A 16,785-nucleotide genomic window follows, 5' to 3' on the forward strand; every position below is an offset into this window, starting at 1 on the left:
TCAGTTCACCTGGGCGCGGATCAGGTCCATGATATCCTTGCCGACATCGGGTTCCATTTGCGGCCAGACTTCGGCACGAACCTTCTCGGCGAGCGGCGCAATCTGCTCGTCCGTGAGTTCGAAGTATTCCATGCCCGACTGGACGGCCAGATCGACATAGTGCTGGTCTTCGTCACGGGCGGCCTTGAAACGCGCCTCCATAACGGCGACAGCGGCGTCTTCGATCAGCTTCTTGTGTTCGTCCGAGAGGCCCTCGTAGGTCTCGAGATTGACCAGCAGGTTTCCGGTGACAAAGGTGTGTTTCGTGCGGACATAGTAGTCCAGCACGTCGCGGAAATATTCGTAGTCCCAGTAGATCACGTTGCCTGCGTCACCGTCGACCACACCGGTCTGGATCGAGGTGTATACTTCGCCCCAGTCGATCGCGGCGGTCTGGTAGCCCATCGATTCCAGAATCTGCGGGAAGGGGAACAGCGGCGGCGTCCGCACCTTGATGTTCGCCGCACCGGCGACATCGGTGGCATAGGCGCCGCGGGTTGCGACACCGCTGAAACCTTCGGGCCAGGCGCCGAAATACTTCAGCCCGATGTCGTTGAACACCGTGTTCAGCACGCCATTGGCCCAACCGCCGGGCTTGTAGGCGTCCAGCGCCTCTTCCCAAGAGGTGACCATGTAAGGGGTGTTCAGGATACCGATCCGCTTGTCATATGAGGTCGAGGGCCATGAAATCATGGCATTGACTTCGCCGGCGACGAACAGATCGAACACCTCAAGCTGGCCGCCGAGTTCATTCTGGTAGAAGATCTTGACGTCGATCTCACCGTTGGAACCTTCCTTGACGGCATTCGCCCAGGCGGCAAGAGCGACGCCCGAGGGAGATCCGCGGTCTCCGGAATCGGTAGCAAATTTCAGTTCGATTTCCGCCGAGGCGGCCGTTGCGGCCAGCGCCGTTCCGAACACGACAGCCGAAAAAAAGCTTCGAAACATCTCAATCCTCCTTGTTGGGTTGTTCTACTGCGCTTCTACATAACAAGTGTTACGTATGTTGCATAACATGCGTTATGTCCTGTAGTTGAGTCAATGAATTTCTCCGGGCGCCCCCAGGTCCGGCAACAGGAGCTGGCATGGCGGAGCGAAAACCCAGGAAAGACAGGAACCTAGACAAGGCAAGCTGGATCGCGGCTGCGCGCAAGATGCTGATAGAAAAGGGCATCGCCGGTATCAGTCTGCGCCAACTTGCAGAAGAGTTGGGCGCAACAACCGGGGCCTTCTATTGGCAATTCGCCAACCTCGAAGAGCTTCTGGAAGACGTTCGGCAGGACTGGGCACAACGCAATACTGCACCGTTCACAAGAGCGATCGAGGCCGCGGGCGATGACGGTTGGGAGCAGTACCTCGCTTATGTCGGCGTGTTGCTGAAAGAGGAGGAATACATACCCCAGTATGACAACGCGATCCGGGACTGGGCACATAGCTCAAAGCGGACGGCCGAAGTGCTGAAAGAAATCGAGACGCTCAGGATCCAGCAACTGCATCAGGTATTTCTGGCAATGGGATTCACTGGTCGGGCCGCGCAGGTTCGAGCCTATGTCACCTATTTCCATCAGACCGGCTACAATGCGATGCAGGTGTCTGAGCCAAGGGAAGAACGGCTATTGAACATTCCCTACTATGCCGAGGTCCTGGCCGACAGGGCCGACCTTCTTGGCTTGCAGACAGCTGAGGCCGTTTCAAAACATTTTGCAGCCAGGGACAGCGAAACCTGAGCGCCAGGCATTTCGGTTTCGCAGCGCAAAAGGACGTAATGGGCCCGCCGTGTGGGTGTGGCTAGCGACAGCACCCGAGCAATCCACCCGCCAAAGGCACCGAGAGGTCCGTAGGTGCCAATGCCTGTAGCTCGGCTGGTATTGTCAGGTTGTCGGCACTGTCGTTCGGTTATGGCGTCACCCGCAGCAAGAACAACCACCGCCGGACGGCAGCCTCAGCCCGTTTGCGAAGCTGATAGAGTGCACGCCCTGCGGTTGGCTGCTGCTCTGAACTTTGTTTGCCGGATTGCGCAGCGCATCGCCGCTCACGCCGCCAGAATGCGCGCCTCATGCGCCTTGAGGCAGAGCCGCGCGGTATCGCCAAAAGCACCGGCGTGGCTGCGGAGTTCGGGGAACAGGTCGAACACTTCCTGCCGGGACCGGTCGCTGAGCGCGCCCAGACCCTCGTCGCCGGGAAAGAAGCTCTCGGTCGCGGCATCGTTGGCATAGATCACCTCGTGCCGGTCCAGCATCAGATGCATATAGGTGACGTTGCCGCCTTCGATCCGGCGTGCTGCCGGGCTGCTCAGCAGGTGGGTTGCGGCCACCAGAACCTCGCTCTCGCCGAAATACATCTGGGCCCGCGATCCCGTCCACAGCATCCGGTGCTGGGGCGACACCAGCAGCGGGGCGCTGGCACCCTGCAACAGGGTCGGGTCCAGTTGGATCGGGGCGTGTTTGCCCTTGGCGGCCACGGTGCGGCTCCCGGTCCAGCGCAGCGGTTGCAGGCCGTTGTCGCGGGTGACGATCAGGTCACCCGGACGCAGCGTTTCGATCGCACGCGGGCCGTGGGCGGTGGCGATCAGCGTTCCGGGAGTAAAGCAGATGATATTCTCGATGTTCGAGAAGGTGACCAGCGTGCCGTCGGTCAGTTCAACCGTGCCGGCCAGTTCGCCGGGCAGGTTGGTGGTCAGGTTCAGGGTGTTACGGTCGGCGACGCCTCCAAGGTCAAGCGTGTCGCCATTGATCTCGTCCTCCTCGTTCCCGATGATCGAGATGGTGCCGCTGCCCGCTTCGCCAAGCTCGGTGAGGATGAAAAGGTCATCGCCCGCACCGCCTTCGGCTGCGTCTCCCTGTGCGGCTTCGATGGTATCGTTGCCATCGCCGCCGAACACCTGATCGGAACCGGTATTGCCAAGCAGAAGATCGTCACCACCCTGGCCCGAAAGCGTGTCATCGCCGCTGCCGCCGTCGATCGTGTCGTTGCCGTCCTGTGGGACGCGCGTGTCGAAGTAGACGTCACTGACCCAAACGGCCTGAGTTCCGTTGAGTGTGTTTGAGTAGACGATCTCGATCGCTTGAACCGGTCCGGCAATCTCGACGAGGACGGACCCGGATTCGTCCAGGGCGCTGTCGGACTGGCTTCCGGCAGTAATCGTATTGCCCGAGACAGTGTCGGGGCTGGTGCCCGCGCCGGTAGGGGTAAGGGTGACGGCAACCGGATTGCCGTTGGCGTCATATGCATTGACCTCGAGAATGTCGCGGTGATTGCGGTTGGCCCAGTCAATGTCGTTGATGCGGAACATCACGTTCTCGACTTCGTTTTCGACATCGAAATCGGTACGGGCCGCAAACTCTATCCGGGCCGTCGCGGTTGCTCCGCGGCCTTGTCCCGCAAGATAGAGAGAAGAGAACTCGGACTGCGTCTCGCCGCTGCGGACATAGCTTTCCTCACCGGTATCGACCTCGAAAACCGGGCTGTTGTTACCATCATCGGTAAAGCTGACCGACACGTTCATACGCCCGGTCGCCTGCGTGAAACCGGCCGAAAGGTCGCTGCCGTCGGTGCCTTCGGCGAACCAGTTCAGGGATTCGGTGCTGCCAGCCTGACCGTCACCATAAAGCAGGTCATCGCCGTCGCCGCCCTGGATGTCATCATCGCCGCTGCCCCCATAGACGATATCGTTCCCGAGGCCCGCATCGACGGTGTCGTTACCCTTGGAGGCAAAGACCTGATCGCCATTGCCGTCGGGGCCGGTTCCCTCGCCGCTGTCGACCGAGTTACCGTTGTTGTCGACATAAGTATCGTCGATCAGGTCGTCGTTGGTCGTGCCCTGAACCTTGTTGAATGGCGAGAAATAGGGGGCTGCCACTGCCTCGGCGCCGGACAATGTGCCGACCGGTCCCAGGTCGGGCACGAAATACAGGTTCCCGTCCGTGGCCAGGTAATACTGGCCGGTTTCCAGTTCGTTGTTGTACGAGGTGCTACCGACTGACCCCGTCCAGGCCCATTCGCCGGTGCCGATCAGTTGGGCGGTGGTGAAGTTGACCAGCGCACCGCCGATGCTGGCGGCAAGCGACAGGTCCTGATCGGCTCCGAGCGTGACGAGATAGCCGCTGGGCATGGGTTCACCTCAATCGCGGCCTGGGGCCGCCTGTTCCTTGTTCATGCTGCGGCTGGGTCGAAACCTTTGCCGCCAACGTCTGGAATAGAGAGGGGGCATGGCAAATCCGGGGTCGGATTTTGTCGGATCTGGAAACAAATTTGGGTAAAATTGTGTTGGGTTCGGCCCACATCCGTCTGGATGCGGGCCGCCCGCCGGATCAGACCAGCAGGTTGAAATGCTCGGCAAAGGGCATGCTGCGCACACGTTTGCCGGTCAGATCGAACAAGGCATTGCCCAGGGCGGGCATCGCGGGGGGCGTGCCGGGTTCGCCCGCGCCCCCCATATGGCGGTTTGTTTCCAGAACGCGAACCTCGACCTGCGGCGTGTTGTGCATGCGAAGGGCGTCGTAATCGGGGAAATTGCCCTGTTCCACCGCGCCGCCGGCAAAGGTGATCTTGCCATGGGCCGCCGCCGAAAGGCCATAGACCATGCCGCCGAACATCTGCGCTTTCACCGTTTCAGGGTCGAGCGCTAGACCGATATCGCAGGCGATCCAGGCGCGCGCGATGCGGATGGTGCCGCCTTCGTCCACCACTTCGATGACCTGCGCCACCGATGTTCCGAAACTATAGGTAAAGGCCACGCCGCGCCCGACGCCCTCGGGCGTCTTGCCGGTCCAGCCCGACATTTCGCGCACCGCCTCAAGACACCCGGCCGAGGGCGCGTGTTCGGCGCGCATCAGCTCCAGCCGGAACTCCAGCGGGTCGCGCCCGGCCGCATGGGCCATCTCGTCGACAAAGGTCTCGTGGAAAAAACCGTTATGACTGTTCCCGACCGAGCGCCAGAAGCCGACAGGAACTGTCAGATCGGCGATGTGACCGCTGATACGGTAATTGGGTACCGCATAGGGCTGGTTGAAGAACCCCTCGACCAGCACCTTGTCGGGGCCGGCGCCGGGCAGACCGGTGATCCGCTCCATCGCCTGGCGCGAGGGGGATTGCGTGGCCAGCCGCCCGTCGATCATCACCGCCTTGCCGTCCTTGACCGCGCCGCGCATCCGGGCCAGCGCGCCGGGGCGGTAGAAATCGTGGCGCATGTCCTCTTCACGGCTCCAGGTGGTCTGCACGGGTACGCCGGGCAGTGCCATCGCCACACGGGTGGCGATCAGGCCGAAATCGAACTCGGCCCTGCGGCCAAAACCGCCGCCCAGATAGGTGGTGTGCACCTCGACCGCCTCGGTCTCAAGGCCCGCAGTCTCGGCGATCTTGCTCTGCATGATCGTCGGCGCCTGGTTACCGCCCCAGAATTCCAGCCGCTCGCCGGTGTAAAGCGCGGTGCCGTTCATCGGCTCCATCGTGGCATGGGCCAGATAGGGGACGCTGTATTCTGCCTCGATCACCGTGGCGCCCTCGGGCAGGGTGGTGACATCGCCGTCGTCGCGCATGGTCGAGTTTCGGCTGTCGTCAAATGCGCGTGCAATCTGCGCAAAGATGGCGTCGGTTTCGGGCGGATAGGGCGCGGCCTCCCACTCGACCGCGATCGCCTCGACCGCCTGCATCGCCAGCCAGGTGTTAGAGGCGATGACCGCCACACCGCTGCCCAGATCGACCACCTTTTCCACGCCGGGCATTGCGCGGGCGGCGCTGTCGTCAAAACCTTTCATGCCGCCGCCCAGATTGGGGTTCATCCGCACGCTGGCGAATTTCATCCCCGGCAGTCGCACATCGACCCCGAATTCGGCGGTGCCTGTGGATTTGGCCACCATGTCGAGCCGGGGCAGGGTGCGGCCCAGATAGCGCCATTCCGATGGGTCGCGCAGCGGCGCCTCGACCGGGTCGAGCTTAGCGGCCTCTTCGGCAAGGTCAGGGTAGGGGATGCGGCGGCCATCGGGGGCGATCACCGCGCCCGCCTCGGTCCGCAGAGCATCGCGCGCCACGCCCAGCCGGTTGGCAGCGGCCTGTTTCAAGGTCTCGCGGGCGCTGGCGCCGGCCTCGCGCATCCGCACGAACCCGTCTTTCATCGAAGTCGAACCGCCGGTGACCTGAAGGCTCAGCACCTTGCCGATCACCCCCAGCGCCTCGCCCAGGCTGTGCTGGAAGTTTGAGGTATCGTAACCCTTGCCGGGCAGGGCATCGCCCATCAGGGCGCTGTTGTAATAGGCCGCCGCCGCCGGGCCATGCAGCACGCGCACCTGATCGGGGATCACGTCCAGTTCCTCGGCGATCAGCGCGGCCCAGGTTGTCATCACGCCCTGACCCATCTCGGCGCGCGGCGCAAACAGGGTCACGCCCTGCTGGTCGATCAGCACAAAGGGGTTGAGCGCGGCCTCGCCCGGGCCGGGCTTCAGCGGGTTGGGAGCGGGCTGTCGGACCTTGTAGACACCAAAGGCCACGCCGCCGACGATGGCGGCGGAGCCGATCAGAAAGGTACGGCGAACAATCTTGCCAATGCGGGCCATGGATCAGACCTCCTGCAGCTTGGCGGCGGCGCCGTGGATGGCGGCGCGAATGCGGGGATAGGTGCCGCAGCGGCACAGGTTGCCCTGCATCGCTTCGTCGATCTCGGCGTCGCTGGGGGTGGGGGTCTCTGCCAGCAGCGCGGCGGCCTGCATGATCTGGCCCGACTGGCAATAGCCGCATTGCGCCACCTGATGCTCGACCCAGGATTGTTGCAGGATCGAGAGTGCCTCGGGCGTGCCGGTGCCTTCGATCGTGGTGACCTCGCCCCAGACATCGCCCAGCGATACCTGGCAACTGCGCACCGCCTCGCCGTCGATATGCACGGTACAGGCGCCACAGGCGGCGACACCACAGCCGAACTTGGTACCGGTCAGTCCGATCTCGTCGCGCAGCACCCACAAGAGCGGTACGTCATCGGGCAAGTCGACCCGATGCGTTTCTCCGTTGACGGTCAGGGAAGTGGCCATGTCGGTCCTCGCTTTGCTGTGCTGATGGCTGTCAGATGAGCTTCTGACAAAATTAGTGCCATTTGTCAGAGTGTCAATTGACAAAATCGCGAAAAACTGTCAGAGGTCGGACATGAAAGACGACGTTATCGACCCCAAGCAACAAGCGATCCTCGACTCTGCCTGGCAGGTCTTTGCCGCCTATGGGTTCCGCAAGACATCGATGGACGACATAGCCCGTGGTGCCCGCATGTCGCGGCCAGCGGTCTATCTGTATTACAAGAACAAAGAGGCGATTTTTCGCGCCGTGGTCCAGTATTGCTATGACCTGACCGCCGGGGCGGTGGCCGCCGCGCTGGGCGCAGGCGGCGCTGTGCCCGAAGTGCTGGAACGTGCCTTTGCCGCCCATGGGCAAACGGTGATGGCCTTGCTCGACTCCCCGCATGGGGTGGAGTTGCTGGATGCCGGCAGCTCGACCGCGCCCGATATCGTCGAGGCGGGCGAGGCCGGGCTTTGCGCGCTTTATGCCGACTGGCTTTCGCGCGAGGCGACCGCCGGGCGGGTCATGCTGTCGGGGCCGGCGCCCGAGGTGGCGGCGACCATCGCCGCCGCGCTGAAAGGGGTCAAGATGACGACCCCCGATTTTGCGACCTATCAGACCCGCATCGCGCAACTGGCGCAGATCCTCGGCGCCGGGCTGATGCGCGGGTAATCCGCGCTCAGGTCACACGGGCGCGGGTCTTGTATTCCGGTTTGTCCCACAACCGGTTCTGCATCACATCGGCGATGATCGCCACGGCGGCCTCGACATCGCCTTCGTCGATGAACAGCGGGGTAAAGCCAAACCGCATGATGTCGGGCGCCCGGAAATCGCCGATCACACCACGCGCGATCAGCGCCTGCATGGCGGCATAGCCATCGACAAAGCGGAACGAGACCTGGCTGCCGCGCTGGGCGGGGTCGCGCGGGCTGGCCAGTTCCAGATCGGGGCAGGAAGCCTCGACCCCGGCGATGAACATCTCGGTCAGTTCAATGGATTTGGCGCGCACGTCGGCCATATCGGCCATGTCCCAGACATCCAGCGCCGCCGACAGTGCCGCCATCTGGATCACCGGCGGGGTGCCGACCCGCATCCGCTCGATTCCGGCGCCGGGGCGATAGTCGAGGTCAAAGGCAAACGGCGCCTGATGACCCAGCCAGCCCGACAGCGCCGGGCGCACCTGCTCCGCATGGCGGGGAGCGACATAGATGAAGGCGGGCGCGCCGGGGCCGCCGTTAAGATATTTATAAGTGCAGCCCACCGCGAAATCGGCGCCGCATCCGGCCAGATCGACCGGCAGCGCCCCGGCGGAATGGGCCAGATCCCAGACCGTCAATACTCCCGCCGCATGGGCGCGCACGGTCAGCGCGGCCATGTCATGCTTGCGCCCGGTGCGGTAATCGACCTCGGTCAGCATCAGCACCGCGATTTCGTCGGTGATGGCGTCTTCGACCGCTTCGGGGGCGACCACGCGCAGCTCGTATTCCGGTCCCATCGAGCGCAGCAGCCCCTCGACCATGTAGAGGTCGGTGGGGAAGTTGCCGTTGTCCGACAGCACCACCTTGCGGCCCGGGTTCAGCTCCAGCGCCGAGGCGACCGCCTGATAGACCTTGATCGACAGGGTATCGCCAGTGACCACATGGCCCGGCTCGGCGCCAATCAAGCGGCCGATGCGGTCGCCCAGCTCGCTGGGCTGCGCCATCCATCCGGCCTTGTTCCAACCGGTGATCAGCATCTGGCCCCATTCGTCGGTCACCGCCTGCTGGACCCGTGCCGCCGCGGCGCGCGGCAGCGGCCCCAGCGAGTTGCCATCAAGATAGAGCACCCCCTGGGGCAGGTCGAACATGGCCTTGGTGGCGGCAAAGTCGGTCATGAGTCCTCGCATGGATATTTTAAGCATAAAGCATCTAGGGCAGGGATACGCATCGCCACCCGGTCTGTCCAGCTTTTGTTGGGGAATGAGCCCATGCGCAAGGGGGCGCGCGCGCGGGGCGGTTCCGCCCTGCGTCGAAGGGGTGTTTTTGAAAACAAGCGGTTAGAATGATCTGCGCGGGCGGTATTCCGATTTCGTAACCGCCCGCGCCAAAATGCGATATCGGCTCAGGTCTGACCGCCGGCGATCTCGATGCACTGGCCGTTGATGCTCTGCGAACCGGGGCGCACCAGCCACAGGGCGGCGGCGGCCACCTCTTCGGGGGCGATCAGCCGCTTGTGCCGGTTCTGGTTCACCATCAGTTGCAGGGCGTCATCGGCCGCCATCCCGGTGCGTTGCGAGATCGAGGCGGTATTGCGTTCGACGATCGGCGTGTCGACATATCCGGGGCAGAGCGCGTTGAACGTATAGGGGGTTCCCATGAACTCTTCCGAGTAGGTCCGGGTCAGCCCGATCATGCCGTGTTTGGAGGCCGCGTAGGCCCCCGCGCCGGGGGCGCCACGCAGCCCGGCAATCGAGGCGACGGTGATCACCCGGCCCCAGTCGGTTTCCAGCATCGAGCGCAGGCTTTCGCGGATGGTCAGGAAGGCGCCATCGAGATTGGTCGCCATGATATCGCGCCAGAATGCCATATCGGTCTTTTGCAGGGTCTTGCCGACGGCGATCCCGGCATTTGCGACGCAGATCTGCACAGGGCCGCGCGCCGCGACCGCGCGCGCGATGCCGGTGACAACCTCCTCTTCGTGGCGCACGTCCATCGCCAGCGGATGCAGCCCTTCGGTCGCCACCTGCTCCAGCACCTCGGCCCGCCGTCCGGTGATGGTGACCTCGGCGCCCTCGGCGGCCAGCGCCCGCGCAATCGCCAGACCGATGCCGGTGCCGCCGCCGGTCACCAGCGCATGTTTGCCGTTCAGATGCATTGCGGGTCCTCCCTGTTCGCCGGATCAGCCTATCGGCGCGCCACCCTGTGACAAGGGGTTCCGTATCGTTCCGTTCCGTCCTATGCAAACATATGAATGATTCATTGGGAGGAGAGTGACATGACACGATTTCTGGCCACGACGCTGATACTCACCGCCACTGCGGCGGCGGCCAGCGAAGATATCGCCGACCAGTATCCGCAGTCCGAGCTTTACTCCAAACCGGTCGAGGTCATCCCGCATGTCTTCTCGGCCATCGGCGCCACCGCGCCGCCGACCTATGAGAATGCGGGCCACAACAACAACCTCTCCTTTATCGTGACGGATGAGGGGGTGGTGGTGATCAATGCCGGGGCCTCGGCCCGGCTGGCCGCTGCGCTGCATGAAGAGATCAAGCAAGTCACCGATCAGCCCGTGGTTCTGGTCATCAACGAGAACGGGCAGGGCCATGCCATGCTGGGCAACAGCTATTGGCGCGATCTGGGGGTCGATGTTCTCGCCCATGTGGATGCGGTCGAGGAAACCACCCAGAACGGCGATTTCATCCTGATGGGGATGGAGAACTACAACCGCGACCGGGCCGAGGGTACACGGGTGGAGCACGCCAACCTGACCTTCGAGGACCGCTATGACCTGACGCTGGGCGATGTGGCGATTGAAGTCATGCATATGGGTCCGGCGCATGATCCGGGCGATATCCAGGTCTGGATCCCTGAATGGAAGATCCTGATCGCGGGCGACATCGCCTTTCACGAGCGGATGCTGCCGATCTTTGAACATACCTGCACCAGTTGCTGGCTGGAGACCTGGGAAACCCGGATGGAGCCGCTGGCCCCCACCTATGTGATCCCCGGCCATGGGCATCCGACCAATCTGGATCAGGTGCGGCGCTATACCTACGACTATCTGACCGACCTTCGGGCCAAGATCGGCGCCCATATCGAAGAGGGCGGTGACCTGGCGGGCGCCTATTACGTGGATCAGGAGCGCTGGCGCAACCTGGACACGTTCGAGGAACTGGCCACCAAGAACGCGGGCCGTGTCTTTGCCGAGATGGAATGGGAGTAAGAGGCGGAACAATCGTTCCGATCCGACCTAAATTCGGGAATATCTGCCCTGGTTGTGGCACGGCTGCCGCCGCTGCCTCCCTAATTGTCGCAGGCGGGTCGGTTTTTTTGCAAATCCCGTCGCAACCGGGTAGAGGTGCGCCATGAGCGCTTGGGGATATTCGGGCGGGTGCCCGGAAAGGAACGGCCATGCATCGCATTGACCTGCCGCCGATATGGCTGGCGGCATTCATTGCCGTGGCCTGGGCCCAGCAGCGCTATTTCTCTTTCGGCCTGTCGCTGGACAGTGGGCTGAGCGACTTGATCGCCGGTCTGTTGATCGGGGGCGGGGTGCTGTTGATGCTGATGGCGGCGGTCGAGTTTCGCCGCCACCGGACCACCATCATCCCGCATCGCGCCCCTTCGACCATGGTTCAGAGCGGCATCTACAAGCGCAGCCGCAACCCGATCTACCTGGGCGATGTGCTGCTTCTGGCCGGCGTGATTCTGCATCTCGACGCGGTTCTGTCGCTGGTTCTGGTGCCGGTCTTTGTCTGGCTGCTGGAAAAACGCTTCATCGTGCCTGAGGAGAACCGCCTCCGACGGCAATTCCGGGCGGATTTCGCCCGATACACACAAAAAACGCGGCGCTGGATTTAGGACATGACAGGTTCGGACCCAACGTCGCGTATGCTGCGCTTGCGAAATAAAATTGCGCAAGATACATCTTTGCTTTGCAAACCTAACTGTGGCGCGTCCGATTTCCGGGCCGAATAGGGGGACCTGACTGGTGAAAATAGGCACACCAAAGGAAGTTTTCGAGGGCGAGAACCGCGTCGCGATGACGCCGGATTCTGCTGTGCAGTTGCAGAAGCTCGGCTATGACTGCGCGATCGAGAGCGGGGCCGGTGCGGCCGCGGGCTTCTCGGATGCGCTGTACGAGGCGGCCGGGGTAGAGATCATCAAGACCGCAGCGGCGCTGTGGAAAGAGGTCGATATCGTCGCCAAGGTGCGCCAGCCAGATGCCACCGAGCTGAAGCGGCTGAGCAAGGGCAAGACGCTGATCTCGTTCTTCAACCCGGCCGGGAACGAAGACGGGATGGCGGCGGCCAAGTCAAAGGGCGCCAATGTGATCGCCATGGAAATGGTGCCGCGTATTTCGCGCGCCCAGAAGATGGACGCGCTGTCGTCGATGGCCAATATCGCGGGCTACCGCGCGGTGATCGAGGCGGGCAACAACTTTGGCCGCTTCTTCACCGGTCAGGTGACGGCGGCGGGCAAGGTGCCCCCTGCCAAGGTGCTGATCGTGGGTGCCGGTGTGGCCGGTCTTGCCGCCATCGGCACCTCGACCTCGCTGGGTGCGATCACCTATGCGTTCGACGTGCGGCCCGAAGTGGCCGAACAGGTCGAATCGATGGGCGCCGAGTTCGTCTATCTCGATTTCGAGGAAGAGCAGCAGGATGGCGCCGCCACCGGCGGTTATGCCTCGGTCTCGTCCCCGGAATTCGCAGCCGCGCAGCTGGCCAAGTTCCGCGAGCTGGCGCCCGAGATGGACATCGTCATCACCACCGCGCTGATCCCCAACCGCGAGGCACCGGAGCTGTGGACCGAGGATATGGTCGCGGCGATGAAGCCCGGCTCGGTCATCGTGGACCTGGCTGCGGAAAAGGGCGGCAACTGCAAGCTGACCGTCAAGGACGAGAAGATCGTCACCGAAAACGGCGTCACCATCATCGGTTACACCGATTTCCCCAGCCGCATGGCGGCGCAGGCTTCGACGCTATATGCCACCAACATCCGTCACATGATGACCGATCTGACGCCCGAAAAGGACGGCCAGATCAACCACAACATGGAAGATGACGTGATACGGGGCGCCACGGTGACGTATCAGGGGGACATCACCTTCCCGCCGCCGCCGCCCAAGGTTCAGGCGATTGCGGCCAAGTCCAAGGAAAAGCCGAAAGAGCTGACCCCCGAGGAAAAGCGCGCGCAAGAGGTTGCGGCCTTCAAGGCGCAGACCAAGAACCAGGTGACGCTGCTGACCGTGGGCGGTCTGTTGCTGCTGCTGGTGGGTCTGGTGGCCCCGGCCAGCTTCATGCAGCATTTCATCGTCTTCGTGCTGGCGGTGTTCGTGGGCTTCCAGGTGATCTGGAACGTCTCGCATTCGCTGCACACGCCGCTGATGGCCGTGACCAACGCCATTTCGTCGATCATCATCCTGGGCGCGCTGATGCAGATCGGGTCGGGGTCGTTCCTGGTGATCCTGCTGGCCGGTCTGTCGGTCTTCATGGCCGGGATCAACATCTTCGGCGGCTTCCTCGTGACGCGGCGCATGCTCGCCATGTTCCAGAAATCATAAAGGAGCTGGGCACATGGGAACAATAGATAGGACCTATTTTAGGCTTAGCTGTCCTGATTGCGGAGCAAATGAAGTGATTTCTGCGCGCGAAAGTGGATCGAATTGGGGGTCATCTGGGTGGAGTAGTCTTCCTACCCCCCAAAAATTCGATGCCGATATTGACCAAATCGAAACTGGTAGTGGGCCGGAAGTTAAATCAGCGAGCTGTAGAGGTTGCGGGACCGCCGCAAAGATCGAAAACAGCATGTTTAACAAGCCTTCGGACTGGTAAGGAGCGCGTAATGGACTTTGGATTCACCACTGCCGCCTATGTCGTCGCGGCTGTTCTCTTCATCCTTTCGCTGGGTGGCCTGTCGGGCCAGGAAAGCGCCAAACGCGCTGTCTGGTACGGCATTGTCGGCATGGGACTGGCGGTGTTCGCCACCCTGATCGGGCCTGGCGCGGGCCTGTGGTGGTTGTCGATCATCCTCGTTGCGCTTGGTGGCATGATCGGCTTTCAGCTGGCGTCAAAGGTCGAGATGACCCAAATGCCGGAACTTGTGGCCGGCATGCACGCCCTGGTCGGTCTGGCGGCCGTGTTCGTGGGCTTCAATGCGCATTTCGAGCTGGGCCGCGTTCTGCTCATGGATGACAGTGCAAAGAAGGCACTGGAAGGTTTTGCGGCGCTTCTTGCCAAAAAGGACGCCGTCGAAATCAACATCCTGCGGGTCGAGGCGGCGCTGGGCATCTGGATCGGGGCTGTGACCTTTACCGGGTCGGTGATCGCCTATGGCAAGCTCTCGGGCAAGGTGACCTCGGCGGCGACCAAACTGCCGGGTGGTCATGCGCTGAACGCTGGCGCGGCAATCCTGTCACTGATCTGCCTGATCTGGTATCTGAACTCGGGTGGGTTCTTCCCGCTTCTGATCCTGACAATCGCGGCGCTTTTCATCGGCTATCACCTGATCATGGGTATCGGCGGCGCCGATATGCCGGTGGTGGTGTCGATGCTGAACAGCTATTCGGGCTGGGCGGCGGCGGCCATCGGTTTCAGCCTCGGCAATGACCTGTTGATCGTCGTCGGCGCGCTGGTCGGTTCGTCCGGTGCGATCCTGTCCTACATCATGTGCAAGGCGATGAACCGGTCGTTCATTTCGGTGATCCTGGGCGGCTTTGGCGGCACCTCGGGCCCGGCGATGGAGGTCGAGGGCGAACAGATCGCCATCGACGCCGAGGGCGTGGCGGCGGCGCTGAACGATGCCGACTCGGTCATCATCATCCCCGGCTACGGCATGGCGGTGGCGCAGGCGCAGCAATCGGTCAGCGAACTGACCCGCAAGCTGCGCGCCAAGGGCAAGAACGTGCGTTTCGCCATCCACCCGGTGGCAGGCCGTCTGCCCGGGCACATGAACGTGCTCTTGGCCGAGGCCAAGGTGCCCTATGACATCGTGCTGGAGATGGACGAGATCAACGAGGACTTCCCCGATACCGATGTGGCCATCGTGATCGGTTCGAACGACATCGTGAACCCGGCCGCGCAGGAAGACCCCAACAGCCCCATCGCCGGCATGCCGGTGCTGGAATGCTGGAAGGCGAAACAGGTGTTTGTCTCCAAGCGTGGGCAGGGCACCGGCTATTCCGGCATCGAGAACCCGCTGTTCTACAAGGAGAACACGCGCATGTTCTATGGCGACGCCAAGCAGTCGCTGGACAAGCTGCTGCCGATGATCGACTGATCCGGCTGAAACAGTTGGGGAAAGGGGCGTCCATGCGGCGCCCCTTTTCGTTTCCGGGCCTCGTCGCGCGGCGGGTTTTGCACTCAAGCGGTGGGATGTATGCGAATGTATCCCATAACCAACTGAAATAAATAAATATTTGCCGCTGGCTGGTAAGCGGATATAGTGCGCGGAAACCGGAGCCCCCCAATGACGCCCATTCAGGACCACCCCTTGCGCTTTGCGCTGGCCAACGAGTTGCACGCGCGCCCCTTTCCCATTTCGCGTGCGCCCTGCACGGTGGCCTATCTGGCAGTGAAACAGCCGGATGCGGCGGTGGGGCGCGACCGCGAGGCGGACCGGGCGCATCTGATCGACCTGCTCGACCGGCATGGCGCGGCGCATCCACAGCCGGGGGCGACCCACTATGCGGGCCAGATCGGGCGCCACTGGCTGAAATGGGAAAGCCATACCGAGTTCGTGACCTATACGGCCTTTGCGGTGGGTGTCAGCGCGCGTCCCTTCGACCCGGTCGACTTTGAAGTTTTCCCGCCTGACTGGCTGGCCGCCGCGCCGGGCCAACGGGTGACCTCGGCCCTTCTCAGGGTCGAGGAACAGCCGCCCGAGGCGGACATCATCGCTGCGTTGGCCGACTGGTTCGTGCCTGAAAGCCTGGCCGCCGCGCATGTGCTGGACCGGGCCGCGGTGGCTGCGGGCGATTTCCGCATCGACCCGGCGGGCCACATGCGCTTTGCCGTCTTTGTCGCACCAGACACCGGCGAGCGCAGGATCGGTCGCATCATCCAGCGCCTGTGCGAGATCGAGACCTACAAGGCGATGTCGATGCTTGGCTTTGCCCGGGTCAAGGCGCTGGGGCCGAAGCTGGGTGAACTGGATGCCGCGCTGACCGCGCTGATGGTCAAGATGACCGATGGCGACCACCCGGCCGAGGAATTGCTGCCGCAATTGCTGTCCACATCTGCCGAACTGGAGACCATGGCCGCGCGGGCCGAATTCCGTCTGGGCGCCACCGGAGCTTATGAGGCCATCGTGGGGCAGCGCATCACCTCTTTGCGAGAGGAGCGGTTCGGCGGGCGCCAGACCTTTGCCGATTTCATGCTGCGTCGCTATGAACCGGCGATGCGGACGGTGAAATCCACCGAACAACGGTTGAAGCGTTTGTCAGACCGGGCGATCCGCGCCGGTGACCTGCTGCGCACCCGCGTGGATGTGGAACGCAGCGCCCAGAACCAGGCGCTGCTGGAGAGCATGGACCGCCGCGCCGACCTTGCCTTGCGCCTGCAACACACGGTCGAGGGGCTGTCTGTGGTCGCGGTCAGCTATTATGCTGTCTCTTTGGTCTCGGCCTTCCTGTTGCCGCTGTCAGAGTGGTACGGGATCGACAAGAAGACGTTGATCGCGCTGGTCACTCTGCCGGTTGTTGGCTTGGTGTGGCTGGGTATCCAGAGGATCCGGAAGAAGCTGCATTAAGCACCGCATCGGTCAGTTTTGCACCCAGCGCGATAGCGGCCAGCGCCAGCAGCGCGGCAAGGCTGAGCGTGGGGACTCCTGCCAGACCGGCACCCAGGGTGCAGCCACCCGCCAGCACGCCGCCCATGCCCATCAGCGCGGCCCCGGCCAGATAGCGGCCGGTCTGCCGCGGGCTATCAAAGCTCTGCCAGCGGAAGCTGCCAAAGAGCAGCGCCGCCGCCAGCGAACCCAGCAGCACGCCGCCCACCAGCCCGGTGCCGAA

Annotated in this window: 14 protein-coding genes; 7 read left to right on the forward strand and 7 right to left on the reverse strand. The window is 62.9% G+C overall.

The genetic code is table 11. From position 1 onward, the window contains the following. Entirely contained in the window at nt 1-987 is a 987-nt protein-coding gene (dctP, locus tag AC2FL1_RS08585) for a TRAP transporter substrate-binding protein DctP (RefSeq protein ID WP_496824600.1), read from the reverse strand. A 137-nt stretch (nt 988-1,124) separates the two neighbouring features. Between dctP and AC2FL1_RS08590 the strand changes: the two genes are divergently transcribed. Further along, nucleotides 1,125-1,766 carry a TetR/AcrR family transcriptional regulator gene (locus AC2FL1_RS08590; protein WP_496824599.1) on the forward strand — a complete coding sequence of 214 codons (642 nt, stop codon included), beginning with the start codon at nt 1,125-1,127 and terminating at the stop codon, nt 1,764-1,766. A gap of 305 nt (nt 1,767-2,071) precedes the next feature. Here the strand turns inward: AC2FL1_RS08590 and AC2FL1_RS08595 are convergent, their stop codons facing one another. The 3 genes from AC2FL1_RS08595 to AC2FL1_RS08605 form a co-directional block, all read right to left on the reverse strand. Next, nucleotides 2,072-4,150, reverse strand: a complete 2,079-nt coding sequence (locus AC2FL1_RS08595; protein ID WP_496876634.1) for a Hint domain-containing protein — start codon at nt 4,148-4,150, stop codon at nt 2,072-2,074. 199 nt (nt 4,151-4,349) lie between these two features. Continuing rightward, on the reverse strand, nt 4,350-6,590 hold the full coding sequence (locus AC2FL1_RS08600) for a xanthine dehydrogenase family protein molybdopterin-binding subunit (protein WP_496876635.1): 2,241 nt from the start codon (nt 6,588-6,590) through the stop codon (nt 4,350-4,352). Between the two features lie 3 nt (nt 6,591-6,593). Further along, nucleotides 6,594-7,058 carry a (2Fe-2S)-binding protein gene (locus AC2FL1_RS08605; protein WP_496876636.1) on the reverse strand — a complete coding sequence of 155 codons (465 nt, stop codon included), beginning with the start codon at nt 7,056-7,058 and terminating at the stop codon, nt 6,594-6,596. A 112-nt stretch (nt 7,059-7,170) separates the two neighbouring features. Between AC2FL1_RS08605 and AC2FL1_RS08610 the strand changes: the two genes are divergently transcribed. Continuing rightward, a complete protein-coding gene (locus AC2FL1_RS08610) occupies nt 7,171-7,749 on the forward strand; it encodes a TetR/AcrR family transcriptional regulator (RefSeq protein WP_496876637.1) in 579 nt (192 codons plus the stop codon). A 7-nt stretch (nt 7,750-7,756) separates the two neighbouring features. Here the strand turns inward: AC2FL1_RS08610 and kynU are convergent, their stop codons facing one another. Next, on the reverse strand, nt 7,757-8,950 hold the full coding sequence (gene kynU, locus AC2FL1_RS08615) for a kynureninase (protein WP_496876638.1): 1,194 nt from the start codon (nt 8,948-8,950) through the stop codon (nt 7,757-7,759). 227 nt (nt 8,951-9,177) lie between these two features. Continuing rightward, on the reverse strand, nt 9,178-9,930 hold the full coding sequence (locus AC2FL1_RS08620) for an SDR family NAD(P)-dependent oxidoreductase (RefSeq protein WP_496876639.1): 753 nt from the start codon (nt 9,928-9,930) through the stop codon (nt 9,178-9,180). Nucleotides 9,931-10,050: 120 nt separating this feature from the next. Here AC2FL1_RS08620 and AC2FL1_RS08625 point away from each other — a divergent pair, with 120 nt between their 5' ends. The 5 genes from AC2FL1_RS08625 to AC2FL1_RS08645 all read left to right on the forward strand — a co-directional run bounded on the left by AC2FL1_RS08625 (nt 10,051) and on the right by AC2FL1_RS08645 (nt 16,523). After that, nucleotides 10,051-10,998 (forward strand): MBL fold metallo-hydrolase, encoded by a 948-nt coding sequence (locus AC2FL1_RS08625; RefSeq protein ID WP_496876640.1) that lies wholly within the window; start codon nt 10,051-10,053, stop codon nt 10,996-10,998. Nucleotides 10,999-11,186: 188 nt separating this feature from the next. After that, complete coding sequence (locus AC2FL1_RS08630; protein ID WP_496876641.1) at nt 11,187-11,636, forward strand: methyltransferase family protein; 450 nt, start codon at nt 11,187-11,189, stop codon at nt 11,634-11,636. Between the two features lie 130 nt (nt 11,637-11,766). Next, nucleotides 11,767-13,338: a Re/Si-specific NAD(P)(+) transhydrogenase subunit alpha gene (locus AC2FL1_RS08635; protein ID WP_496876642.1), complete on the forward strand. Its 1,572-nt coding sequence runs from the start codon at nt 11,767-11,769 to the stop codon at nt 13,336-13,338. A 281-nt stretch (nt 13,339-13,619) separates the two neighbouring features. Then, complete coding sequence (locus tag AC2FL1_RS08640; protein WP_234138934.1) at nt 13,620-15,053, forward strand: NAD(P)(+) transhydrogenase (Re/Si-specific) subunit beta; 1,434 nt, start codon at nt 13,620-13,622, stop codon at nt 15,051-15,053. A 189-nt stretch (nt 15,054-15,242) separates the two neighbouring features. Continuing rightward, nucleotides 15,243-16,523, forward strand: coding sequence for a DUF3422 family protein (locus AC2FL1_RS08645; protein ID WP_496876643.1), 1,281 nt, complete (start codon nt 15,243-15,245; stop codon nt 16,521-16,523). Here AC2FL1_RS08645 and AC2FL1_RS08650 read toward each other — a convergent pair. Then, the coding region (locus tag AC2FL1_RS08650) for a YeeE/YedE thiosulfate transporter family protein (protein ID WP_496876644.1) at nt 16,459-16,785 on the reverse strand (327 nt) is incomplete at its 5' end. The genes AC2FL1_RS08645 and AC2FL1_RS08650 overlap by 65 nt on opposite strands.

It is taken from the genome of Ruegeria sp. YKSF070 (assembly GCF_059612725.1).

Excerpts from the sequence above, each read along its gene's own strand:
- dctP (WP_496824600.1), bottom strand. The coding sequence starts at position 987 with ATGTTTCGAAGCTTTTTTTCGGCTGTCGTGTTCGGAACGGCGCTGGCC.
- AC2FL1_RS08590 (WP_496824599.1), top strand. The coding sequence starts at position 1,125 with ATGGCGGAGCGAAAACCCAGGAAAGACAGGAACCTAGACAAGGCAAGC.
- AC2FL1_RS08595 (WP_496876634.1), bottom strand. The coding sequence starts at position 4,150 with ATGCCCAGCGGCTATCTCGTCACGCTCGGAGCCGATCAGGACCTGTCG.
- AC2FL1_RS08600 (WP_496876635.1), bottom strand. The coding sequence starts at position 6,590 with ATGGCCCGCATTGGCAAGATTGTTCGCCGTACCTTTCTGATCGGCTCC.
- AC2FL1_RS08605 (WP_496876636.1), bottom strand. The coding sequence starts at position 7,058 with ATGGCCACTTCCCTGACCGTCAACGGAGAAACGCATCGGGTCGACTTG.
- AC2FL1_RS08610 (WP_496876637.1), top strand. The coding sequence starts at position 7,171 with ATGAAAGACGACGTTATCGACCCCAAGCAACAAGCGATCCTCGACTCT.
- kynU (WP_496876638.1), bottom strand. The coding sequence starts at position 8,950 with ATGACCGACTTTGCCGCCACCAAGGCCATGTTCGACCTGCCCCAGGGG.
- AC2FL1_RS08620 (WP_496876639.1), bottom strand. The coding sequence starts at position 9,930 with ATGCATCTGAACGGCAAACATGCGCTGGTGACCGGCGGCGGCACCGGC.
- AC2FL1_RS08625 (WP_496876640.1), top strand. The coding sequence starts at position 10,051 with ATGACACGATTTCTGGCCACGACGCTGATACTCACCGCCACTGCGGCG.
- AC2FL1_RS08630 (WP_496876641.1), top strand. The coding sequence starts at position 11,187 with ATGCATCGCATTGACCTGCCGCCGATATGGCTGGCGGCATTCATTGCC.
- AC2FL1_RS08640 (WP_234138934.1), top strand. The coding sequence starts at position 13,620 with ATGGACTTTGGATTCACCACTGCCGCCTATGTCGTCGCGGCTGTTCTC.
- AC2FL1_RS08645 (WP_496876643.1), top strand. The coding sequence starts at position 15,243 with ATGACGCCCATTCAGGACCACCCCTTGCGCTTTGCGCTGGCCAACGAG.